We start from the raw sequence: 22,652 nt of genomic DNA, 5'->3' as shown, positions 1-22,652 counted from the left end.
TTTCTCAATATGGAATGGGCTTATCGTGCGCGCGATACTAGGCGCGCTCAATGACATTAAGATGACAAAAATGCAGAGTTGAGTTAATTACAGACGTATATCAATGCATGCATTAATTTTAATTGACCTCAAGGATATACCTATTGGTGCAAATATACGTCAGCGGTGTTAGTTTGGCGTGGTATTAATTTACATATTTTGTAACGCGTTCTTTGGTATTTTATTACGTGGTCATAGCAAGCGATCACGCGCCTTTTTGCGCTCGCGTTTTCATTATTTTGGAGTCTACTGAATGTCTGTGCTGTCACCGATTTTGCGCTTCTGGTCCCGACTTGCTTGGCTACGCTGGATCATCGTGCTGGGGCTAATCGCTGGTGGCTACGCGTACTTTACACATGAGACCGTTGATCCAATCAGCCAAGTCATTAGCAGCCCGGTCAAGCGCGGCGATGTGGAGGTTTCGGTGCTGGCGACAGGTAAAGTCGAAGCAGCAAAAACCGTCGATGTCGGCGCGCAGGCTTCGGGGCAAATTCAGCGTTTGCTGGTGAAACTCGGTGATCGTGTCAAAAAAGGTGATTTGCTCGCCGAGATCGATCCAAGCGTGTCGCAAAATGATTTCGACGAAGCGCAAATGTCGATTGAAGGCCTGGAAGCGCAAAAAATGATTAAGCAGCTTGCGCTCGATGACGCACAAAAAGAATTGGCGCGGCAAAAAACAATGATGGAAGGCGACGCCACGCCGCGTAAAGAGCTGGAATCAGCAGCCAACGCCGTCAAAATGCGCGAAGCGGAAATCAAGCAGCTTGCGGCTCAATTGCGTCAGGCACAAATTAAATTGGCAACGGCCAAAACCAATCTGGGCTTTACGCGAATTCTGGCGCCGATGGATGGCATTGTCGCGTCGATTGCCGTCAAAGAAGGCCAAACGGTGAACGCTATCCAGTCGGCGCCGACGATTTTAACTTTGGCGGATATGGATACGATGAAAGTACAAGCGCAAGTGGCCGAGGCCGATGTGGTGCGCTTGAAAATCGGTACGCCACTGTATTTTTCAGTCTTGGGCGCACCAGAAACACGGATCAACGCCACCGTCGCAGGCGTAGAGCCCACACCACAAACAATCAATAACGCGATTTTTTATAACGCACATTTTTTCGTGCCGAACTTGCAAGGCTTGCTACGGCTGCAAATGACCGCACAAGTGACCTTTATTTTAGCCGAGGCGCGCAATGTGCTAACGATTCCGGTCGGTGCGATCAATGGTAAAAATCAAGTTAAAGTGATCGATGCCCAAGGGCAAATCAGCGAGCGCAAGGTCGACATCGGTTTGCGCGGCAATATTGTAGCCGAAGTGAAATCGGGACTGAAAGAAGGCGAAAAAGTCGTTATCGCCAGCGCAATGAACCATGATGCAGAAGGCGGCACTGCGAAAAGCAGCAAACGTCCACCGGGGCCACGCTAATGGCAACGCCAGTGATTGAGCTATCCGGCATTGGCCGCACCTTTGCCGCAGGCGAACAGCAAATCCGCATTCTGGACGACATCAATATCGTCATCGAAGCGGGCGAAATGATCGCGATTATCGGGCAATCGGGCTCAGGTAAATCGACGCTGATGAATTTGCTCGGCGGTCTGGATAGCCCGACTGAGGGTTCGTACCGATTTAATGGCCGCGAAGTCGGCGAGCTCAATGCCGACGAATTGGCGGCACTTCGCCGCGACCATTTTGGCTTTATTTTCCAGCGCTATCATTTGCTCGGTGCACTGAGCGCAACGGAAAACGTTGCGATGCCAGCGATTTATGCGGGTACGCCGCTTGCCGAGCGGCAACAACGTGCGGCGATGCTGCTCAGCCGTTTGGGGCTGGGCGAGCGTTTGAATTATCGCCCACGTCAACTCTCTGGCGGCCAGCAGCAGCGCGTTTCGATTGCGCGGGCGCTGATGAATGGCGGCGAAGTGATTCTGGCCGACGAGCCAACCGGCGCGCTCGATTCGCGCAGCGGCGCGGATGTATTGCAGATTCTAAAAGAGCTACACGAACAAGGCCACACCGTCATTTTGGTGACGCACGATGCCCACGTTGCGGCACAAGCGGATCGGATTATTGAAATTCGCGACGGTAAAATCGTCTCGGACGCGCCCAATCCGACGCGTGATGAAGTCAAACTACCCGCTGATGCACCCGCCCCGCCGCCGCAAGACGCGACACCACAAGCCTTGCTGGGGCGCTGGCGCGAAGCATTTGCGATGGCGTTTCGGGCGCTACTCGCCAACCGGATGCGCAGCCTGCTGACGATGCTGGGGATCATCATCGGCATCGCCTCAGTCGTATCGATTGTTGCGTTGGGCGATGGCATGGAGCAATCAGTGCTGAAAAATTTCGCCAGTTTAGGCGCAAGCAATCTGGATATTTTGCCAGGCTCCGGTTTAGGCGACGATAAAGCGATGAGCGTGCAATCGCTGCGCGAATCCGATTTGGCATTGCTAGCGACCGAGCCGTATGTGCAAGCGGTAACACCGATTACCTCACAGGGTATGCGCACGAGATACAAGAGTAATGATGCCGCCACGGTGATACAGGGGGTATCACCTGCGTATTTTACGGTACGCGATCAGGCAATGCAGTTTGGTGTGGCGTTTTCTGATGACGATGTGCGGCGGCAATCGCAAGTGGCGGTGATCGGCGAAGACACCCGCAAAGCGCTGTTTGGCGACGAAACGGGCATCGGTGAAGTGATTTTACTCGGCAATATGCCGGTGCAAGTGATCGGTGTTGCCGAGAAAAAGTCCAGCGGTTTTGGCGGCGATAGTTTGGAAGTCTGGGTGCCGTACACCACCGCAGGCAGCCGAATGTTTGGCCAGCAGCACTTTAGCCGCATCACGGTGCAAATTAAACCCGATGTATCGCTCGACGCAGCCGAGCAAGCGCTGCTGACGCGGATGGAGCAATGGCACGGCAAGAAAGATTTTTACACACGCAATATGCAGGATTTTGTGAAATCATTTCAGAGCACCGCCAATAGCATCAAGATGTTTTTAATGCTGATCGGCGTCATTTCGCTGGTCGTTGGCGGGATTGGCGTCATGAATATCATGCTGGTGTCAGTGACCGAACGCACTCACGAAATTGGTATTCGAATGGCGGTCGGCGCGCGGCAATCGGATATTCGGATTCAATTTTTGATCGAATCGATTGTGGTGTGCTTGCTCGGTGGCGCAATTGGGATTGCGCTGTCGGCGCTGCTGGGATTGGCGGTGAATCACTTTGTAAAAGATTTCCAGATGATTTTCTCTGTTGGCTCGATTACGACGGCGGTGCTGTGCGCAACGGTGGTCGGTGTTGTCTTTGGATTTTTACCCGCGCGTCGTGCGGCGCAGCTCGCGCCGATTGAGGCGCTGGCACGCGAATGAGGATGCTGATTTTGACTCGAACTTTATGTCGCGTATCGCCATTTTGGGTGGCGCTACTGACCGCCTGCGCGTCGCCACAATGGCAAGCGCCAGCAGTGGATTTACCGCAGCAATGGCAAGCGCCCACCACGGCTTCAGCTGTGCAATCGGATCAGGCTTTTTGGCAAGGCTTTGCCGATGAATCACTGCTGGCTTTGCAAAAAACCGCGCGTGAACGCAATGCAGATATCGCCGTAGCAGCGATTCGTTTACGCAAAGCGGGCTTTGTGGTCGCGCAGCGCGGGCTGGACCGTACACCAAATGTATCGGCTAGCGCCAATGGCAGCGCCTCGTGGGAGCTCGATCCAAGTCGCTATCGTGGCGACAGTTATGGGGCGAATCTGGGCGTGTCCTGGGAAATCGATCTGTGGGGCAAACTTGCCGATCAGCAGCAAGCGGCACGTTGGCGTGAGCGCGCCAGCGCTGCAGAACTAGCGGCAATGCAGCAAAGCATTATGGCCAGCGTGGCCAGCAGCTACTGGACGATAGCGCGCGATCAGGATGCACTCCAACTCGCGCAGGATGAATTGCAGCGCGCCAAAGACACGCAAAGCATCGTCGAGCGCCGCTATCACGCAGGTGTGGTGTCAGGCTTAGATGTCACACAGGCGCGTAGCAGCACCTTGCAACAAGAAAATCAGCTCAGCCAAGCCCAGCTCAAATTAGCCAAGAGCCAATGGCGATTGGGCTTACTACTCGATCAAGCACCACAAAGCACGCTCGGCACCGCAGCAGATTTACCCAGCGTCTACCCCGAGATTCCAGCAGGAGTGCCTGCCGATCTTTTAAATCGTCGCCCTGATTTGGCAGCGGCAACCGCTCGATTACAAGCGAGCTTTACCGACCAACAGGTAACGCGCAAAAGCTGGTATCCAAGCTTGTCGCTCACTGGAGGCTTGGGTACGAGTAGTCAGGATTTGATGAATTTACTAAGCAATCCGGTTGCAACTTTGGGCGCGGGCCTCAGTTTACCGTTTATTCAATTCAATGAAATGGAACTGGCGAACAAAACCAGTGCTGCCGATTACGAGCAGGCAGTGATTGAATATCGGCAAAAACTATATGTTTCACTGCAGGAAGTCGAAGCTGCGCTCGCCAATCTAGCGCATTTGAAAACCGAATTGCCACGGATGCAAGCGCTGGCCGAAGAAACGAAAAAATCCGAGCAACAAACACAGTTGCGCTACCAAGCTGGCGCGATGGCATTCGATTCGGTACTGAACGCCCGCACCCGCCGCCAAGCTGCCGACCATGCGTTGCTGCAACACCGCTATCAGCTCGCGCTGGCGAGCGTGGAAATCTACAAAGTACTGGGTGGCGCGCCGATTGTTATCTCCAACTAAATTTTAACGCAACCCACAATCAGCAGCATAAGCAGCACAGACAAAAACCGCCAACGTAACAATACAATTGGCGGCTTAAGCAGGGTGATACAGCTCGATTCGCAACATTGCCATAACAGCAATTCGCTTCATTCGAATTCCCGTATGCGCAATCGCGACTATTTGATTGGATAACAAGCTGGTGCACTCATTCAGCGCACCAGACTTATAACTAAGATCAACGTTAGGCAGATTTATCTTGAGGCTGCGGGCCAGGTGGCAATTCCCCTGCACGGTAAGAAGGCAGCATACGTGCAGGAACAATCATCAGCAGAGAAAGCAAACTGAGCACCAAGAAAGTGAGTTTGAGCGCACGCAAACGAGCATCAGCATTCACCTTCGATGCCGCAGCGACTTGTTCCGGCGTAGCCGTTGTACTAGCCAAAGCGGTCTCTAAGCGATCATTGCTGATAAATGTCAGATTATCCATATTCACCTGAGCCACTAAACTCGGCGGAATCTCTGGATGATCAACGACGGCTTTCTGAATATTCACCGACAGTATGCCAACGACCAGTGCACCAGCGATAGCGGTACCAACACCAGCCGAAAGGTTGTTCACTGTACCTCGTAATGCTCCCACGTCACCAGCTCGTTCGGTTGGTGACGAAGTCACCAGAATATTGAACAGCAAGGTGACTAGCGCACCTTGACCGATACCAACCATAACCAAACCGGCCACAACGAACGGGTTTGCCCATTCATTGAACATCACTACGGACAAAACAGCCATGCCAACAGCAACCAAGACAAAAGAGGCTCGGGCGATTTGGCGCGGGTTATAGGTCTGGTAGAAGCGCACGACAACCATTGCAGCAACGAAAACTGCAAACTGATAAGGAATCATCGCAACAGCCGTGTCAAAACTTGATCGCCCTTGCACCATTTGAATATACAAGGGGGCGAGGAATGTCATTGCATTTCCGAGCAACACAATCATCGCCATCGCAAAGGCAGCACCACGCTCTTGACGAGACTCCAACACTTCTAAAGACAGCAGCGGCGTCAACTTCGCGGCCTCACGCTTCTGTGTCCAAGCCAAGAATAGTTGAAGACCAATCAGGCCAACCACGATCATCAGAACCGCAGGTGACAGACCAAAGATATCAAACGGCGCATTTGGCCCGGCAGTCAAAAGCCCCCAACGATTGAGGTTATTAAAGCCAAAGCTAAGCAGAATAATCGCCGTAGCTGCGTACAGTACACCAACAAAGTCAATTCTCGTGCCAGGAAGTGGAGGAATGGGCTTGAGCTTGCCAGACATTACCAGCACAGCAGCAGTGAATGGGATCACGAGGCCAAAGGCATACCTCCATCCGAACAGATCACCGATGATACCCGCCATGAAGAAAGCAGTTACGGTTGCCGCGGCTTGAACGGATCCGAGCATACCTAACGCAGCGGCTTGCTGCTTTCCTCGATAATTGTTTGCAATCAATACAACCAACGTCGGTACGATAACTGCAGCAGCCAGGCCGCAGATCAACTGACCCAGGATTAGCCAAAGTGCACTTGGACTAAAGGTTACGATACTGACCCCAATCATCAATGCCAGAGTTGCCGCGCGAAACACCTTCAATGAACCGAACATCTGCCCAAGTTTGGCACCCAACATAATAAAACCAGCCACGCCGAGTGAATAGGCGACAATCGCGGTGCCAACTGTCGTCGGGGCGACATTGAATTCGGCAACGATACCGCTAATCGAAACAGGCAGGGCGTTGATGTTCAGTGACATCTGCGCCTGCCCCATGGCGATGATAACCATTGGAAACCAGGATTGTTTTACTTCTTCTGTATTCGTGCTCATCTTTACTCCTGAAGCTAATTAGCAAAAATTAAAAGGGTTCGGGTTGTGATGCGAACAAGTTAAGGCCTAACCGTTCTGATAGATATTTCGAGATCAGTTGACCTTTGATACTATTTCCAGCCTCATCCAATCGCGGTGAAAATACGCTAACAGCTCCCTTCCCTGGGGCTATCGTGATGATCCCACCACTTACCCCGCTTTTACCTGGAAGGCCAACTTCAAAGAGCCAATCACCGGACTGCTCATACAGGCCTGCTGTTGCCAGAGCGGCCAATACACGCCGACAATTGCGCGTATCAATCACTCTTTCATGGGTAATCGGATTCACTCCACCACCCGCCAATGTAGCGCCCATTACTGCCAAGTCTTTGGCTGTCACATTCAGCGAGCACTGGCGGGTGTAGATATCAGTTGCCTCCAGAGCATCCCAATACATGCGGTCATAACCCTCCAGTAATTTTGCAATACCGCGATTGCGAAGATTAGTTGCAGCTTCAGAGGTATAAACCTCTTCATCCACCTCCAATTGCCGCCCCGCAAAGCGTGAAAGGCCTTCTTGGATAAATCGAAATTTTTCTTCAGCCGTCTTGCCTGGCACGCAACTCGTCGTCGCAATCGCCCCCGCATTCACCATCGGATTCATAGTCCGGTCTGCATTAAGTTCAATTCCCATCACCGAGTTAAACGGCAACCCAGTTGCATTGACACCTATTCTTGCGCGAGCACCTTCTGCCCCTACCGCCTCACAAACCAAAGCAAAAACAAAAGGCTTCGATATACTTTGGATTGAAAACATGTGATCGCAATCGCCAACCCCTACATCGCTCCCACCTACCCCAACCACGGATATGCCAAACAAATCTGGCGAAACTCGAGCTAATGCTGGAATGTAGTCAGCCACTGCGCCCGTTCGATCATCGGCAAATCGTTCATATGCTTGATTAACAATATCGCGAACAAGCTCCAAGTCAGGCAACTTGCCAGTCGATACCCTGAAAAACTCGTCCTGATCTTCTAGGTGAAGTCTTTGATACATTTTTATTATCTCCTATTATATCTACGTCAGTACCATGCCCCTAACAAGCCAGTAGCATAAGCAAATCGATAAAAATCACCCGCATTAACAGCAAAGTCAATGTATATAAAGCTTACAAAGCTATACCGAGCCAAAACTAATTCGTAGCGCTAGGCGCGATTTCAATCCGCTTCATCCGTATCCCCGCATACGCAATCGCAATCGTAATCGCAGGACTGATAAAGCAGAAGAATGCAAATGGCGCATAGCTCCATGTTGCTACCCCTAAGGTCGCCGCCATATACGCGCCGCAGCTATTCCACGGAATCAGCGCCGAAGTCGGTGTAGCCGTATCACCCACGGCACGCGATAGCACGACTGGCGCCAAGCCGCGCTGAGCAAAGGCATTTTTAAACATACGCCCCGGCAATACAATCGCGATGTACTGGTCGGCGGTAATCACATTGGTGGCAAAAATCGAAGCTGCTAATTTACTCACCAAAGCACCATCTGATTTGGCCTTACTGATAATCGGCGTAATCAGGCGATCAAGCACGCCGACTTTTTCCACCACACCACCAAAGGCCAGCGCCGTCACAATCAACCAAATGGTATTGAGCATACTGTCCATACCGCCGCGCGTCGCCAATAAATCCATCGGCGCAAAGCCAGTGGTGGAGGTGTAGCCACTGGCCAAAGCCAGCCAAACACCTTTAAACATCGCAATCGGCGCAGGTAAATCACCTGCATCAGCAAAGGCAATAACACGCTCAGGCGCCACAATCACCGCCAAAATGCCACCCGCAATCGCACCTAAGAAAATCGCTGTGACCGCAGGAACACGCAACAATGCCAGCGCAATCACCACCACCAGCGGAATAAACAACAGCGGCGTAATCTCGAATGAATTGCTAATGGCCTTCATTTTTTCGGATGCATCAAAGTCACCGGGCTGGCCCAAAACAAAAAACAGTGCCAGTACCAGCAGCAATGCGACAATCGAAGTGAGTAACGTTTCACGAATATGGTCATACAGCTCAACCCCCGCCGCAGCCGCAGATAAATTGGCCGAATCAGACAGTGGCGATGATTTATCGCCAAAATAAGCCCCTGAAATCACGGCACCAGCGGCAATCGCGGGATTGAGGTCCATGCTCATCGCAATGCCCATAAAGCCAACCCCGATCGTACCAACCACCGTCCAAGAGCTACCGATGCACAATGAAACCAGCGCGGTGATTGCACAGGCCGTGACAAAAAAGTAATTCGGGCTTAGTAGCTGCAAGCCGTAATACACCATCGCCACCAAGGTGCCACTGAGCGCCCAGGTACCAATTAATGCGCCCACGGCAAATAAAATAAACACCGCGCCAATACCAGTGGAAACACTATCCGTCGCCGCCTTGGCTAAGGACTCGCCCGAATGGCCTCGCCGCCATCCGATGAAAACGGCAATCATCGTCGCCACCACCAAAGCCACTTGGTTAGGGCCTAGCGCCCCCGCATCACCAAATAAGAAATACGATAAACCAACTAATAAAATCAGTGCCGCAACGGGAATAATGGCTTCAATAAGGCTGAGCGGCTGAACAGAGTCTGGGCGTTGCATGATGAGGCTCGCTTCGAATGTGGACTTGGAATAGATGAATCAAACGGCAAGTGATAGTTTACGGCATGCCGCAGTGATTACTAAGGGCGTAGTAAATTGTAGCGCAAATTTGCCGACAGACTAAGCAGCAGGTTCTTAGGCAAGCTAGAGAATAGAGTGAGTGAAAAGCCCGACGATCGACCAACAACAAAAATGCCGCAACGAGTATCACAACTAATTACGGCAATGGGTATCTACACCTAGACATTTAAAAATAATATTTAGCTAACTATACCCATCATAAATAGCGCAAATTTTGTTTAATCACGCTATGCGTGACTGCTGATTATTCGTAAGGATGTGGCGTCATCGTTTTGATCTTCCCCATCCCTTTAATGTTGGCATTCATTTTCGGCTCATTGGCAAAGGTAACGGTACCGACGCCATACAACTGCACGGTTGCAGTATCAGCGTCTTCCACATAAACATTGCCTGTACCACGACTATCGATTTGAATCTGACCCACATTCGGCAGGTAGACCTCGCCAACGCCAACATTAGAGACGATGGCGGTTTGCACTTTATTGGTCAATATTTCGACTCGGCCTGCGCCACGGTTAGAAACACGGATTTGCTTCAAATTAGGTGACTGGATTTTGGTAATTCCGCTGCCGTCATTCTCGACTTCGCTCAACACGCTTTGATCAGCCACCAAAGCGCTATTAAAAACAATTGCTGGCATATTAGGGCTGATATTTTGCCCATTGCGCAGCTCAATAATGCCTTGCGCCAATAAGTCCTGGTCCAACTCAGCCAGCAGTGCCTCATCTAACTCAATGCTTGCTTTCGGCGCAGAAAATTGCCGCACATTCACCGGGCTACGATTAATTAATTTTGCCCCTTGGTTGCTGAGCAAAACCTGCACCACCTTGCCGCTCGGTTGAATCGCACCTTTGCTTTGCAGCGCAAATTCAAACGCGGCAGAGCCATTGTTAATCACAAAATGCGGGTTGGGTTTTGCTTGCCAAACAGTCACCGTACCCAAGGCTAGTACCGCCAAGACGCACGCTGGAAATAACCATTTTTTTAGCTGCTTCATATTATTCATTCTCGCTTTCCCCTTAAGGCTTAGGCGGTTTGACCAGCTTTGCGACGCCAGATGAGCGCGGCAAGACAAAGTCCACTGATCAACACCGTAATGACAAAAGGCACGTTGATCGCAAAACGCAGCAGATTACCGATTTGCATCAATAAAGTGCTGTCCGTCGCCAAAAAGCGCTCTAACTCCACTTGATTCATCACACCAAACAGACCCGAGAAATAAATATCGACGAAGCGACTCGCTGGCGCGTAATGGCTCAAACTTCCGAGCAAGGACTGCACCATAAAAGCAGCAATCAAGACGATCACAATTCCCCAGCGGCGAATCGTGCTATTACCCAAGGCCAGCAACAGCACCAGCGGCAAAAACCACAGCAAGACCAGCAAAGCCTGCAAGCTAAAACCGAGCAAAGCCAGCAAGACATTCACGCCCATGGATGCCGTCAAACCAGAAACCCACAGTGGCGCAGAGAGCAAGACATTAAGCCCAAGCGCAGACACAATCGCCAAAAACGGTAGCAACAACGCATTCATCAACACCGGCACAATCACCGCGCTCGCTTCATTGATGGGCAAAGAGCGCCAAAATGACAGTGATTTATCGTCTTTATCGCGGTAAGGCAGGCCGGGTATCGTCAGCAAAACGCCAACCAGCGCGATATACAGCACCATACTCGACTGTGCCGAAATGCCAAAGCTGGCCACCTTGGCCGCATCCGAAATGGTCGCGCTATTAAACTGCGGCATCCCTTGATAAAACAAAACCAAATACAACAGCGCCCACGCAATCACTGGCGTCCATAAACCAAGGAATAACCAAGAGCGGCGCTGCTGCATCCATTCGCGCAGCATCAGCGTTTTAATTTGTTGCATGTTCTTTCTCCATGCTCGGTTGCGCGAGCGCCACAAAGAGATCAGCGAGTTCAACGCGGAAGATTTGACCTAATTCAGCCAAATTAGCCGGTGCGTTGCCAGCGAAAATCGCGCATTCGCCCCCCATCTGACGGAAGCGATGCAGCGGCGCGGCGGCTTCGATTTGGGCTGCGGCGTCTAAACCATAGCGCACACCAATAAAGCGCTCTTCCAGATTGCTGATACTGTCGTGCAGCACCAGCTCACCATGATTAATCATCATCACATCCGACAATAGATTTTCGATTTCATCGACCTGATGCGTTGCAATCAACACCGTGCGTTCGTCGGTGCACCAATCATTGACCAACATATCGTAAAACGCTTTGCGCGCCGGAATATCCAGCCCAAGCGTTGGCTCATCTAAAATCATCAATTTGGCGTCAATTGCACTGATAATCGCCAAATGGAGCTGAACAATCATGCCACGCGAGAGTTGTTTGACTTTGGCATCCAGCGGAATAATCGTCCGTGCCAGCTTTTGCTGCGCCAGTTCAAGCTTGAATTTAGGATGTAAGCCGACCATCAACTGCAGTAAATCGGCGACGCCTATCCACGGCGGCAGAATCGCGACATCGGGAATGTAGCAAACGTGTTCGAGCATCGCTTCGCGCTGCGTTTTTGGGTCAAAACCCAAGATGTCGATCTGCCCTTGGTACGGAATCAACCCCATCATCGCCTGCATCAGCGACGTTTTACCTGCGCCATTACTACCGAGCAAACCAATAATACGCCCCGCCGGCAACTCAAAAGCGACTTGCTTAACGGCTGATTTCGCGCCGTAGTGCACCGTGAGCTCACTCACCTTCACTAAATGATTCATTCGGATTCCTTGGGCCAAGTTAAATCGGCGGCACTGATACCCAGCCGCTCTAGTTTGGCCACCAGTTGTGGCCACTCGGTTTGTAAAAAACGTTCTCGCTCTGATGCCCGCAGCCGCTCACTCGCTTGTGGCAAAACAAACATGCCCAGACCGCGACGACTCTCTAACAGCCCAGCATCGACCATCGCTTGCAAAGCGCGATTGACCGTCAGCGGATTAAGTGCAAATTCTGCCGCCAGCATGCGTACCGACGGCATCGCCGCGCCTTCAGGCGGCTGGCCATCGAGTAAGTTTTGACTCAGACGATCAGCGAGCTGCAAATAGATGGGCGATTGATTATTCCAGTCGGCCATAGTCCGTACTTGTGTATTAGTTATGTAGCACACTATACATTTAACTTTCAGCCAGCGCAAGCGATAGCTCGATCTACTTCTACATCCCCTTTGCGGTAATGCACGTCAAATCGTGAGTTCACAGCGCTTTCACAGCTGATTGCCTCGATAAAAATGCCAATGCGATGGAAATATTTACATTTCGAGTGCGCCCGATAGGTCTTGTCGTTTTAAACACTAAAGCGCAAAATGCCCTTTGTTTAGTCAAAAAACAAAATAACTAAACAAAATTCAACCAAGGATGGCAACCATGGCAATGCTGGCTTTTTACGACGCAAACTTTCCTTTTTCGGGTGTTCGCCCGAGTCACGCACCACAGCACGCCGTGAGTGCCGACGCGCTGAGCGATGCTTTAAACCGCTGCGAAATGCCTGCCGTTTTGGCGCATTGGCATGGCCGTTATTTCCCCTTGGCGGCATGGCCTGCCTTGCTCGATTTCCTAGCACGCGGCGGCAATCTAGTGACCTTAGGCCAAGCGGTTTTTAGCGAGCCGATTGACAGCCATGGCCAGCCCCAGCCACAAGCGGCGCTGTTTCGGCAACTCGATATCCATGAAATTCAACGCGTCGATGTACCGCACAGCACGCATCTTAGCGCGGGAAAAAACTTCCCTTGGTTGAGCGATACGCTCGACGCATTCAATCTAAATCTTAGCGCCAGCACCGATAGCTTCGTGCTGATGCCGACCAAAACCAAAGATCAGCCGCTCGATTCGGGCTCGGCCGGGCCGATGGATGCGCGGATTTATCCTTTGCTGATGAGTATGGACGCGCAGCACCACCACATTGCCAGCCCGATTGTGTTGATCGAACGTTTACGCGGCGCGATGGCCGGATCGCGGCAGGTGTTTGCCAATATCACGCCCGATGCTCAGTTTTGGCAACAAGGCGGCATGGCACTGCTCGAAAAACTCGCAGAATACGCCAGCCACGGTGTCACCGAATGTTGGCTCAAGCCCGATTTTGCCTGCTACGAACCCGGTGAAAGAGCAACGCTAACCTTGCAAGCCGAAGCCCTCGGCGCTGCCATCGGTCAACACTGGACTGCAAATATCACCACGACGTATCGCGATGTAGCCATTGATTATCAAAAGCTACAGCTCAATACCCAGAAAGGTGGCATTCAGAGCCTACGCTTTACCTTGCCGAAGACGATTGAAGCCGGGCTGTATACACTGCGCGCGGAACTCAAAAGCGAGCACGGCGATGTGATTCATTTGCAGCAAGGTTTCTGGGGACGCGATGCCGAACTGCTCGCGCGCGGAACAAGGATGAGCGCTGGGCGCGATTACTTCGTTCGCGATGGCAAAACCACGCCGATTGTCGGTATGACGTATATGGCGGGCGATGTGCATCGCAAATTTTTGCACCTGCCGAATGTCGCGCTCTGGCAGCAAGAGATGGCGACGCTGGCCAGCATGGGCGTGAATTATCTGCGCACCGGAATTTGGACGGCGTGGCGGCAATTGATGTTTGTCGATGGTCACGCCAATGAAGCGCTGCTGCGCGCGATTGATGCGTTTATTTTGACCGCTGCCAGCCATGATTTGGAATGCTGCTTTACGTTTTTTGCGTTCACGCCAGAAAGCTGGGAAGGTCGCAACCCTTACCTCGACCCGCGCAGCCGCAGCGCGCAAAAGCGTTTTATCCGCAGCATCGTCAGCCGCCATACGCAGACGAAACGCGTGCATTGGGATTTGATTAACGAACCGTCGCTGTTTGATCCGCAGCGCATTTTCGTCGGCCCGCGCAGCTTGGGCGATGAATTTGAAACACGCGCTTTTATTCAGTATTTGCAAACGATCAACCCCGATATTTCCCACTGGCAACGCGCCTGGGATTTAAGCCCGGCGCAGCTTGCTGACTGGTCGGCAGTTCGCCCGCCGCAACCTGAAGATATCGGTTTTAACACCACCGAAATCGCTGAAAAACAGCATGGCATCTGGCTCGATTACGCGCTGTTCACGCAAGCCGTTCACCGCGAATGGGCGGCGGATTTGGCTGCCAGCATCCGTGAGCTGATTCCGGACGTCATGGTGTGCGTTGGTCAGGACGAAGCACTCGGTCAGCAACGCCCTTCGCCGTTTTTCTTTGCCGATGTTGTCGACTACACCAGCGTGCACAGTTGGTGGCTGAATGACGCGCTGGGCTGGGATAGCCTATTTAGCAAAACGCCCAACACGCCGAACTTAATCCAAGAAACCGGCATCATGCACGTCGCGCGCGCCAATGGTCGTTCGCGCCGCAACGAAACCGAGCTGATGCAACTGTTGGAGCGCAAATATGCTTACGCCTATGCCTATGGCAACGCGGGCGCGGTTCAGTGGATCTGGAATTGCAATTACCACATGGACAATCTCAACGAGTCGCATATCGGCGCTTGCCGTGCTGATGGCTCGCAAAAACCTGAAGCAGCCATCACTGCTGCGTTTGGTCAATTCATCAGCAAGGTCGGGGTATTGCTTAATCAGCGTCAATTAGCAGAGATTGCAGTCGTATACCCTTTTAGCAACGATTACAGCAATCGCCGCTCTACCCTCGATGCCACGCAAGCTTTGGTGCGCAATCTGACGTTTGAATTTGGCGAAAATCTGCGCGCTGTGGGCGACCATGATTTAAGTAGCCTATTTGCTGTGCCACCTCAGTTACTGCTTTTACCTTGCCCGCAAAATCTGGATGTTGCGTGCTGGCAACAAATCGAACAACTACTCGAACAACACGCGATCACCGTATTGCTCACGGGGCCTGCGACGCTGGATCGCTATTTCAATACCTGCCAGCGCGCGCCGTTTGATGGCGCAAGCATTCGCAATTTAAGCCGCGAAGAAACGCTACAGATTGGCGCGAATGAATATCGTGCCAGCTACATCGGCGACGCCATCGCGCGGCTCGATAGCGGTTGCGATGCAGCGGGTAATGCTGAACGGATTGAGCATTTCTCAGTCGGCAAAGGGCAAATCATTTGGTGCCCGCTACCGTTGGAACTGAATGCCAATCCCGACACTTTGAGCGCGCTATATCAATATGCACTCAACGCCGCCGACATTCAGCCCGCATGGCAATGGCAGGGTAAATCACCAGCGGGCGTCTTTATGCAGCAACAGCAATTTGCCGCGCATACACTGTGGATTGCCGTGAACGAAAGCAGTCGCGCTCACGCGCTGCACTGGCAAGCTGACGCACACAGCTATCGCACCACCCTCGCCGCCGGACGCGCACTGATGTGGCTGACCGATCAGCAAGGCAAGGTCGCCGCTAGCCTTTGGCAACACCCTGTGGAGAAATTATGAACTCGCCCGCAGAGCATCTAACAAAGACCAATCAGGCCGCAACGCGGCCGAGTACGCCGCGTTTTTCATCCGCCGCGGTCGAAGCCAAAATCACCGCCGTTAGCCAACAAATTAGCGATGATCATTTGCGCGAGCTTTTTATCAATTGCTATCCCAATACGCTCGATACCACGGTGTTTCATCAAGAAAATGTCAACGGCAAGCCCGATACCTTTGTGATCACTGGCGATATTCATGCGCTGTGGCTGCGCGATAGTTGTGCGCAAGTTTGGCCTTATTTGCCGCTCGCGCAGCAAGACCCTGCGCTGGCACGGATGATTGCCGGGCTGATTCACCGCCAGACGCAGTGCATTTTGCTCGACCCTTATGCCAATGCGTTTAACGATGGCCCCGCGCACAGCGAATGGCAAAACGATCACACCACCATGCGCCCGGAAATTCATGAGCGTAAATGGGAGCTTGATTCGCTGTGCTACGCGATCCGCCTCGCGCATGGCTATTGGCAGATGATGCAAGATGCCAGCGTGTTCGATGCAAATTGGCTCTCAGCAATGGAGTTGGCCGTCGCAACGATGGTAGAGCAACAGCGCAAAACCGATACTGGCCCTTATCGCTTTACGCGCCAAACGCACTGGCAGTCCGACACCCTACCCTGCAATGGCTGGGGCAATCCGCTCAAACCCGTTGGGCTGATCGCCTCGATGTTTCGCCCTTCGGACGACGCGTGCATTTTTCCATTTCTCGTGCCAAGCAATCATTTTGCCGTCGTCAGCTTGCGCCAGTTGGCCAGCTTGCTGGATGTGCATTATCCAACCGTGAGTTTGGCGCACCGATGCCGTGCTCTGGCCGACGAAGTGGAAGCTGCGCTACTGGCCTACGCCCGCGTGCAACATCCCAAATATGGCACGATCTGGGCGTATGAAGTCGATGGTTTCGGCAATGCGCTGATGATGGATGACGCCAATGTGCCCAGCCTTTTATCACTACCGTATCTAGGTGTATGCAGCGCAGATGATGCGCTTTACCTTAATACCCGCCGTTTTATTTTATCCAAAGACAATCCGTGGTTTTTCAGCAGTCGCGACGGGCAACTCAATGGCGTGGGCAGCCCGCATACGCTGGCACCGCGAATTTGGCCAATGAGCCTGATTGTGCAGGCGCTCACCAGCAACGATGCCGCTGAAGTGGCGCGCTGCCTGACAATGCTCAAACACAGTGATGGCGGCTCTTCGCTGATGCATGAATCCTTCTTGCCCGATGATCCAAGCGACTTCACTCGCGGTTGGTTTGCTTGGGCCAACACGCTATTTGGCGAATTAATTTTGCGCGTAGCGCGCGATTTTCCGGCGCTACTGCAAACCCACTTGCCGCGAGAAGCACAATGAGCATCAGCCTCAGAGCCCTCGCCCAAGCTGCTGGCGTGTCAATTGGCACAGCGTCGCGTGCGCTCAAGCATCAAGCTGGTGTTTCCGAGCAACAGCGCCAACATGTGCAACAGCTTGCAGCGAAACTCGGTTACGACATCTCGCGTTTGCAGCGCGCACCGATTCGCCGGATTTTGTTTTTACTGCACGCACAGCACACCACGGCCAACGCGACGCCTTTCTATGCTGAAGTCGAGCGCGGCGCGAGGCTTGCGTGTTTAGAGAAGGGTATTGAGCTACAGCCATTCAGTGTCAATGCCAATAGCTCAATACGTCGGCAATTACTCCAACAAGAAGCCGATGCAATTTTGTGTGTGGGCTTTATCGAGCCAGAAACGCTAGCCGTCGTACAGGCTTTGGGCAAACCGACGACCTTGATCGATGCCAGCGCGCCACAGCTTGCTAGCGTCAACCCTGACAACCAAGCCGGAACGCGCTTGATGACGGCGCAATTGATTGCACAAGGTCGGCAGCGAATTGCGTTTTTATCCGGTTCACTTGCACATCATTCGATTCGTTTGCGTGAACGTGGCTATCGCGAAGCCTTGTTTCAAGCGGGACGATTGGCCGATCCAGCCTTGGAGGCGCTCATTCCGCCGGGGCTCGATTTAGTTCAAGGCACGCGCTTGGCGCTAAATGAATTAATGAATTTGGCTACGCCGCCCGATGCGATTATCGCGTTTAACGACGCCTGCGCGCTGATCGTCCAAGCCGAATGCAAAGCGCACGGCATGACTCTACCCGACGACATGCTGATTGCCGGATTTGATGATATTGCCGCTGCCGAGGCCGCGCAGCTCAGCACCGTCGCCGTCGATAAAGCCGCGCTGGGCGCAGCAGGCGTCGCGCAGCTCTTAGCTGCCGCCGAACGCCCAGACGTCAGCGAAATTTTGCATCCCGTAAAACTGATTTTGCGGGGCAGTACTAGCGCCGCAGTCCAAACCAACTAACGTTTCGAAAATTAAGCAGGAGTCATCCAATGCATATGCCCAACTTTCAAGACCGCCAAACGCTACTGAAGCATATTCAGCACACAATGGGCTTTTATCATCCGCGCGCGGTGGACGCCAGCGGTGGCTTTTATCATTTTTTCCGCGACGACGGCACGATTTACGACGCCCATACGCGGCACTTGGTCAGCAGCACGCGCTTTGTTTTCAATTATGCGATGGCGTATCGGCAATTTGGCGACGCAGAGTATCTCAGCACCGCGCGGCATGGCCTCGCCTTTTTGCGTGATGTGCATCGCGATCTGGTCAGCGGCGGCTATGCCTGGCAATTGCAATGGCGCGACGGTCAGAAAACGCTGGATGACGACACCAACCATTGTTACGGCCTCGCTTTTGTCTTACTCGCTTACGCACACGCCCTGATGGCAGGAATTAACGAAGCGCGTGAATGGCTAGAAGAAACATGGCAACTAATGGAATATCGGTTTTGGGATAGCAAATACGGTCTCTATGCCGATGAAGCCAGCGCGGATTGGACACTCAAACCGTATCGCGGTCAGAACGCCAATATGCACGCTTGCGAAGCGATGTTGGCGGCATTTGAAGCGACAGGTGATGTGAAGTATTTGGATCGTGCTGAGTTACTGGCTAGCAATATCACGCAAAGACAAGCGATGCTTGCGAATAATCTGATTTGGGAGCATTACCATACCGATTGGTCGGTGGATTGGGATTACAACCGACACGACAAAAGCAATATTTTCCGCCCCTGGGGTTATCAGCCAGGCCATCTGACCGAATGGGCGAAATTGCTGCTGATTTTAGAGCGGCACCGGCCGCTAGCATGGCTCAAACCACGCGCCGAGCAGCTATTTAATACCGCGATGGAACGCGCTTGGGATGCAGAACATGGCGGAATCTATTACGGCTTTGGCCCCGAGAATGAGATTTGCGATAGCGATAAATACTTTTGGGTACAAGCTGAAAGCATCGCCACTGCCGCGCTCTTGGCTGAGCGCACCGGCAACCAAAAATATTGGGATGACTACCAGCGCTTGTGGGCGTACGCGTGGCAGAACTTTATCGATCATCAGCACGGCGCTTGGTGGCGGATTTTGCGCGCGGACAATCAAAAATACAGCGATGAAAAAAGCCCAGCCGGTAAAGTTGATTACCACACAATGGGCGCGTGTTATGAAGTGCTCAATGTTTTGCAATAGCAATCCACAGAGGCAATACGATGAGCTTTCCTCAATTTATTTCCGCTGGTGAAGCACTCACTGACATGATTCGCGGTGCAGACGGGCTCTGGCAAGAAAAAGTTGGCGGCGCGACGTGGAATGTCGCTCGCGTGATGGCCAAACTGGGCGTGCGCAGCGCCTTTGCTGGCGCGGTCAGCCAAGATTGCTTTGGCGACGCACTGATAGCGGCCAGCCGTGAAGCGGGTTTAGATTTGCGCTTTATGCAGCAGCTACCGTTTTCACCGCTCTTGGCCATCGTGCATCAAACACAGCCACCGGCGTATTTTTTTGTCGGCGACAATAGTGCCGATTTACATTTTGCGCCGGAGCAGCTACCCAAAGGCTGGCTGCAGCCGAATATTTGGCTGCACTTTGGTGGAATTAGCCTTGCACGCCCGCAACTGGCTCAAAAGCTATTACAGATGGCGCACGCGGCAAAAGCAGTCGGCGCGAAAATAAGCTTTGATCCTAACTTCAGAGTGCTGATGGATGAGGCTTACGATCCGGTCTTGCGAGAAATGGCGCAGTTGGCTGATGTGATTAAAGTATCGGATGAAGATTTGCGCGGACTGTTTCGCACCAATGACGAAGCCAGCGCGCTGGCGACGCTACGCAGCTGGCAGCCCGACGCGACCATTCTGTATACCCGAGGTGCAGCGGGGGCGAGTCTTTATCAAGGGCATGATGAGTGGCAGCAAACACCACCAAGACTCGCCATTGTTGATACGGTCGGCGCCGGAGACGCCAGTATGGGCGGGCTGATTTGGAGTTTGCTGCAATACCCCAATGCCAGTGGCGATACCCATTTACGCCATGCCGTCGCCGCAGGTAGTTTGGCGTGTATCCAAGCCGGAGCCAATCCACCAAATGTGAATTCTTTAATGGAATTAGCGCAAGAAATTTAAGTTTAGATTAAGTAGCATCAAACAATAACTCATCGCTAATCTGATTGGCGATAAGTTATTGCGCTCATAAAAAACATAAAAATAGATTGTGAAAATTACACAAAAAACACGCTTAACAAACAAAAGCAATTGGCGGATGATTTTCCACATAACAATAATTCATCAATTAACTTAAAGGATGTCGATATCATGAAGATCAAAGCAAACACCTTAATTTTCTCTAGCATTTTATTAAGCACAGCCATCTCAGCAAATGCCACTATTAAAGTTGAATTTTGGTCCCATGCACTGGGCGGTACCTACGATGCTTATCACAAACAAATCGTAGATAAATTTAATAAATCACAGAATGAAATTGAATTGGTGCATAAAGACCTGAATTGGGGTGGAATGAAACCGGCATTAGTCGCATCAATTGCAGAAGGCAAAGTACCTAGTTTAGCAATGGTACCGACTGAATGGATGAATGAAATGTCATCTAAATTATTAATGCCTGTCACCAAAGAAATTGCACCATTTAAATCCCAATACACTGATGCGGCATTACAAAATGCGACGGTCAATGGCGAGATTTATGGCTTTCCGTCTTATCAAGTGACTGCCGTCATGGTTTACAACAAAAATATGCTGGCTAAATCCGGCGTTAAACCTGAATTTAAAACGATAGATGATGTCTTTGCCGCCGCGAAGAAAATCAAAGAACATACTGGCAAACCGGGCTGGGCACCTAAATTACAAGATGGCTTTCAAACTTGGTTCTTATTCCAAGGCCTGCCTTTAATCAAAGACAATAAAGCTGTGTTTAATAGCCCTGCGCATGCCGCGCTTGTGCAAAAATTTGCCGATGCTTATAAAGCAGGCATTATCGTTAAAGATGTGGATCTAACGTTTGACAAGCAAGTGGCCGCATTTGCCAATCATGGTATCGGCATGTTTGCCGAAGGAGGCCACGCAGTGAAAAAAATCAACGAAGCCAATCCACGCGCTTACGCGGCAGCGGGCGTCACTAGCTTCCCGCTGAACGATGCCAAAACAGCCGCGTTTGGCGGCTGGAGCACGATGTATGTCGTACCTAAAGGACAAAAAAATATGGCTGCCGTCGCCAAAGCGGCTCAGTACCTCACCAGCGATGAAGTGCAATACGAGTTTACCAAGGCATCCAATACGTTTGCATCGACCAAATACACCAACGCTAAACTCGCCAACGATCCATCGATGAACGATCCGAAAGATTTAGGCAAAGTGGCGTTCAAAATGGGTACACAGGTCATCGATCAATCGCGTCATTTTATGATTCGCGATGTACCTGATGAAGCAACGATGCATCGACTGATGAACGATAAAATTGACGCCGCGATTCAAGGCCGCATCCCGGTACAACAAGCACTCGACGAAGCCGTTGCCGCTTGGAATAAACGTCTAGCGCAGAAATAAAGCGGATTCATTTTTGAACAAGTTGAAATAGCCCAATTGGAGGAGTTGCTTGAAAAGCACCTCCAATTGAGCCGCAAAAAAACGTACTGGATAAAAAAACCGCGCTAAGTCTTTGTGATTTAATCTGTTTTTGGCGCACCTAAATGGCCTGAATGTAAAAATACATTGACGCAGCGCAGTATCAGCTATATAGTTCGGCCTCTCTGTCGCGGGATGGAGCAGTTGGCAGCTCGTCGGGCTCATAACCCGAAGGTCACAGGTTCGAGTCCTGTTCCCGCAACCAAATACTTAAGCCAAAAACTCTTCGAAAATCAGTTGTTACTTCTGTGACAATCTGTGCCCAAAACGAAGGTTTTTTGCTCAGTCCGATAGGGCTGAAAGCCAGTACAGACGCGGGATGGAGCAGTTGGCAGCTCGTCGGGCTCATAACCCGAAGGTCACAGGTTCGAGTCCTGTTCCCGCAACCAGACAAATTCCTCAAAAATCGCTTCGATGTGTAACTTAGTCGCTGTGACAATGTGTGACGCAGCAAGCGGTTTTTCTCAGTAGCAATACTGATCGCCAAGTACAGACGCGGGATGGAGCAGTTGGCAGCTCGTCGGGCTCATAACCCGAAGGTCATAGGTTCGAGTCCTATTCCCGCAACCAAAAATGAAAAAACCTAGGTCTCAAGCCTAGGTTTTTTTTCGTCTAGAATTTGCCAAAAACGTCACAGACTCGATTTGTGACGTTTTTTGTGCCAAATCTGTGACAAGCACCATGACGAAATAGGCCATTTTTGACCTTAACCCACCTGTGACGTTTTTTACGTCGCACAGCACATTTTCGCCGTTTGAATTTCACCGGAAAATGCTTCTCTGGGATGTAAAAGTACTTTATCTACTTTCGATATTTAGCCGTGTCGGCTCAGATGACTTTGATGGCGGAGCTACAGGA

The 22,652-nt window shown here is 51.7% G+C and carries 16 protein-coding genes and 3 tRNA genes; 12 read left to right on the top strand and 7 right to left on the bottom strand.

Annotation, left to right across the window (positions count from 1 at the left end; all coding sequences use genetic code 11):
• Nucleotides 1–292 precede the first annotated feature (292 nt).
• Genes macA through GM173_RS08540 form a run of 3 tightly spaced genes read left to right on the top strand, consistent with a single transcriptional unit; the run spans nucleotide 293 to nucleotide 4,793 of the window.
• Nucleotides 293–1,462 carry a macrolide transporter subunit MacA gene (macA, locus tag GM173_RS08550; protein ID WP_203570959.1) on the top strand — a complete coding sequence of 390 codons (1,170 nt, stop codon included), beginning with the start codon at nucleotides 293–295 and terminating at the stop codon, nucleotides 1,460–1,462.
• Entirely contained in the window at nucleotides 1,462–3,411 is a 1,950-nt protein-coding gene (locus tag GM173_RS08545; protein ID WP_203570958.1) for a MacB family efflux pump subunit, read from the top strand. The genes macA and GM173_RS08545 overlap by 1 nt, the downstream gene beginning before the upstream one ends.
• On the top strand, nucleotides 3,408–4,793 hold the full coding sequence (locus GM173_RS08540; protein ID WP_203570957.1) for an efflux transporter outer membrane subunit: 1,386 nt from the start codon (nucleotides 3,408–3,410) through the stop codon (nucleotides 4,791–4,793). The genes GM173_RS08545 and GM173_RS08540 overlap by 4 nt, the downstream gene beginning before the upstream one ends.
• Nucleotides 4,794–5,016: 223 nt before the next feature.
• On the opposite strand, the gene GM173_RS08535 is transcribed toward GM173_RS08540, so the two are convergent.
• The 7 genes from GM173_RS08535 to GM173_RS08505 all read right to left on the bottom strand — a co-directional run bounded on the left by GM173_RS08535 (nucleotide 5,017) and on the right by GM173_RS08505 (nucleotide 12,434).
• Complete coding sequence (locus GM173_RS08535) at nucleotides 5,017–6,642, bottom strand: MFS transporter (RefSeq protein ID WP_203570956.1); 1,626 nt, start codon at nucleotides 6,640–6,642, stop codon at nucleotides 5,017–5,019.
• Nucleotides 6,643–6,670: 28 nt separating this feature from the next.
• Nucleotides 6,671–7,678, bottom strand: coding sequence for a glutaminase A (gene glsA, locus GM173_RS08530; protein ID WP_203570955.1), 1,008 nt, complete (start codon nucleotides 7,676–7,678; stop codon nucleotides 6,671–6,673).
• A 136-nt stretch (nucleotides 7,679–7,814) separates the two neighbouring features.
• Nucleotides 7,815–9,266 (bottom strand): Na+/H+ antiporter NhaC, encoded by a 1,452-nt coding sequence (gene nhaC / locus GM173_RS08525; protein ID WP_203570954.1) that lies wholly within the window; start codon nucleotides 9,264–9,266, stop codon nucleotides 7,815–7,817.
• Nucleotides 9,267–9,591: 325 nt separating this feature from the next.
• Entirely contained in the window at nucleotides 9,592–10,353 is a 762-nt protein-coding gene (locus GM173_RS08520) for a GIN domain-containing protein (protein ID WP_203570953.1), read from the bottom strand.
• 20 nt (nucleotides 10,354–10,373) lie between these two features.
• Nucleotides 10,374–11,219 carry a hypothetical protein gene (locus tag GM173_RS08515; protein ID WP_203570952.1) on the bottom strand — a complete coding sequence of 282 codons (846 nt, stop codon included), beginning with the start codon at nucleotides 11,217–11,219 and terminating at the stop codon, nucleotides 10,374–10,376.
• Nucleotides 11,206–12,081: an ABC transporter ATP-binding protein gene (locus GM173_RS08510; RefSeq protein ID WP_203570951.1), complete on the bottom strand. Its 876-nt coding sequence runs from the start codon at nucleotides 12,079–12,081 to the stop codon at nucleotides 11,206–11,208. Before GM173_RS08510 ends, GM173_RS08515 begins: the two co-directional genes overlap by 14 nt.
• Nucleotides 12,078–12,434 carry a GntR family transcriptional regulator gene (locus GM173_RS08505; RefSeq protein WP_203570950.1) on the bottom strand — a complete coding sequence of 119 codons (357 nt, stop codon included), beginning with the start codon at nucleotides 12,432–12,434 and terminating at the stop codon, nucleotides 12,078–12,080. Before GM173_RS08505 ends, GM173_RS08510 begins: the two co-directional genes overlap by 4 nt.
• A 289-nt stretch (nucleotides 12,435–12,723) precedes the next feature.
• Here GM173_RS08505 and GM173_RS08500 point away from each other — a divergent pair, with 289 nt between their 5' ends.
• The 9 genes from GM173_RS08500 to GM173_RS08460 all read left to right on the top strand — a co-directional run bounded on the left by GM173_RS08500 (nucleotide 12,724) and on the right by GM173_RS08460 (nucleotide 22,364).
• A complete protein-coding gene (locus GM173_RS08500) occupies nucleotides 12,724–15,762 on the top strand; it encodes a glycoside hydrolase 5 family protein (RefSeq protein ID WP_203570949.1) in 3,039 nt (1,012 codons plus the stop codon).
• Nucleotides 15,759–17,147: a glycoside hydrolase family 125 protein gene (locus tag GM173_RS08495; RefSeq protein ID WP_203570948.1), complete on the top strand. Its 1,389-nt coding sequence runs from the start codon at nucleotides 15,759–15,761 to the stop codon at nucleotides 17,145–17,147. Before GM173_RS08500 ends, GM173_RS08495 begins: the two co-directional genes overlap by 4 nt.
• The gene (locus tag GM173_RS08490) at nucleotides 17,144–18,136 is read left to right on the top strand and encodes a LacI family DNA-binding transcriptional regulator (protein WP_203570947.1); all 993 of its coding nucleotides are present in this window, start codon (nucleotides 17,144–17,146) and stop codon (nucleotides 18,134–18,136) included. Before GM173_RS08495 ends, GM173_RS08490 begins: the two co-directional genes overlap by 4 nt.
• A 29-nt stretch (nucleotides 18,137–18,165) precedes the next feature.
• Entirely contained in the window at nucleotides 18,166–19,356 is a 1,191-nt protein-coding gene (locus tag GM173_RS08485; RefSeq protein ID WP_203570946.1) for an AGE family epimerase/isomerase, read from the top strand.
• Between the two features lie 20 nt (nucleotides 19,357–19,376).
• Nucleotides 19,377–20,282 carry a carbohydrate kinase family protein gene (locus GM173_RS08480; RefSeq protein ID WP_203570945.1) on the top strand — a complete coding sequence of 302 codons (906 nt, stop codon included), beginning with the start codon at nucleotides 19,377–19,379 and terminating at the stop codon, nucleotides 20,280–20,282.
• Nucleotides 20,283–20,471: 189 nt separating this feature from the next.
• A complete protein-coding gene (locus GM173_RS08475) occupies nucleotides 20,472–21,716 on the top strand; it encodes an ABC transporter substrate-binding protein (RefSeq protein WP_203570944.1) in 1,245 nt (414 codons plus the stop codon).
• Between the two features lie 207 nt (nucleotides 21,717–21,923).
• A tRNA-Met gene (locus tag GM173_RS08470) sits at nucleotides 21,924–21,999 on the top strand.
• A 108-nt stretch (nucleotides 22,000–22,107) separates the two neighbouring features.
• Nucleotides 22,108–22,183 (top strand) — tRNA-Met (locus tag GM173_RS08465).
• Nucleotides 22,184–22,288: 105 nt separating this feature from the next.
• Nucleotides 22,289–22,364, top strand: a tRNA-Met gene (locus GM173_RS08460).
• Nucleotides 22,365–22,652: the final 288 nt, after the last annotated feature.

It is taken from the genome of Deefgea chitinilytica (assembly GCF_016881405.1).
GTDB classification, from domain to species: domain Bacteria; phylum Pseudomonadota; class Gammaproteobacteria; order Burkholderiales; family Chitinibacteraceae; genus Deefgea; species Deefgea chitinilytica.
The sequence above is the reverse complement of the archived record's forward strand: the minus strand, read 5'-3'. Positions and strand labels throughout refer to the sequence as shown.

What these genes read in the sequence shown, in the direction of transcription:
- GM173_RS08510 (WP_203570951.1), bottom strand. Translation starts at nt 12,081, where the DNA reads ATGAATCATTTAGTGAAGGTGAGTGAGCTCACGGTGCACTACGGCGCG.
- GM173_RS08505 (WP_203570950.1), bottom strand. Translation starts at nt 12,434, where the DNA reads ATGGCCGACTGGAATAATCAATCGCCCATCTATTTGCAGCTCGCTGAT.
- macA (WP_203570959.1), top strand. Translation starts at nt 293, where the DNA reads ATGTCTGTGCTGTCACCGATTTTGCGCTTCTGGTCCCGACTTGCTTGG.
- GM173_RS08495 (WP_203570948.1), top strand. Translation starts at nt 15,759, where the DNA reads ATGAACTCGCCCGCAGAGCATCTAACAAAGACCAATCAGGCCGCAACG.
- glsA (WP_203570955.1), bottom strand. Translation starts at nt 7,678, where the DNA reads ATGTATCAAAGACTTCACCTAGAAGATCAGGACGAGTTTTTCAGGGTA.
- GM173_RS08545 (WP_203570958.1), top strand. Translation starts at nt 1,462, where the DNA reads ATGGCAACGCCAGTGATTGAGCTATCCGGCATTGGCCGCACCTTTGCC.
- GM173_RS08515 (WP_203570952.1), bottom strand. Translation starts at nt 11,219, where the DNA reads ATGCAACAAATTAAAACGCTGATGCTGCGCGAATGGATGCAGCAGCGC.
- GM173_RS08485 (WP_203570946.1), top strand. Translation starts at nt 18,166, where the DNA reads ATGCATATGCCCAACTTTCAAGACCGCCAAACGCTACTGAAGCATATT.
- GM173_RS08475 (WP_203570944.1), top strand. Translation starts at nt 20,472, where the DNA reads ATGAAGATCAAAGCAAACACCTTAATTTTCTCTAGCATTTTATTAAGC.
- GM173_RS08490 (WP_203570947.1), top strand. Translation starts at nt 17,144, where the DNA reads ATGAGCATCAGCCTCAGAGCCCTCGCCCAAGCTGCTGGCGTGTCAATT.
- nhaC (WP_203570954.1), bottom strand. Translation starts at nt 9,266, where the DNA reads ATGCAACGCCCAGACTCTGTTCAGCCGCTCAGCCTTATTGAAGCCATT.
- GM173_RS08540 (WP_203570957.1), top strand. Translation starts at nt 3,408, where the DNA reads ATGAGGATGCTGATTTTGACTCGAACTTTATGTCGCGTATCGCCATTT.
- GM173_RS08500 (WP_203570949.1), top strand. Translation starts at nt 12,724, where the DNA reads ATGGCAATGCTGGCTTTTTACGACGCAAACTTTCCTTTTTCGGGTGTT.
- GM173_RS08535 (WP_203570956.1), bottom strand. Translation starts at nt 6,642, where the DNA reads ATGAGCACGAATACAGAAGAAGTAAAACAATCCTGGTTTCCAATGGTT.
- GM173_RS08480 (WP_203570945.1), top strand. Translation starts at nt 19,377, where the DNA reads ATGAGCTTTCCTCAATTTATTTCCGCTGGTGAAGCACTCACTGACATG.
- GM173_RS08520 (WP_203570953.1), bottom strand. Translation starts at nt 10,353, where the DNA reads ATGAATAATATGAAGCAGCTAAAAAAATGGTTATTTCCAGCGTGCGTC.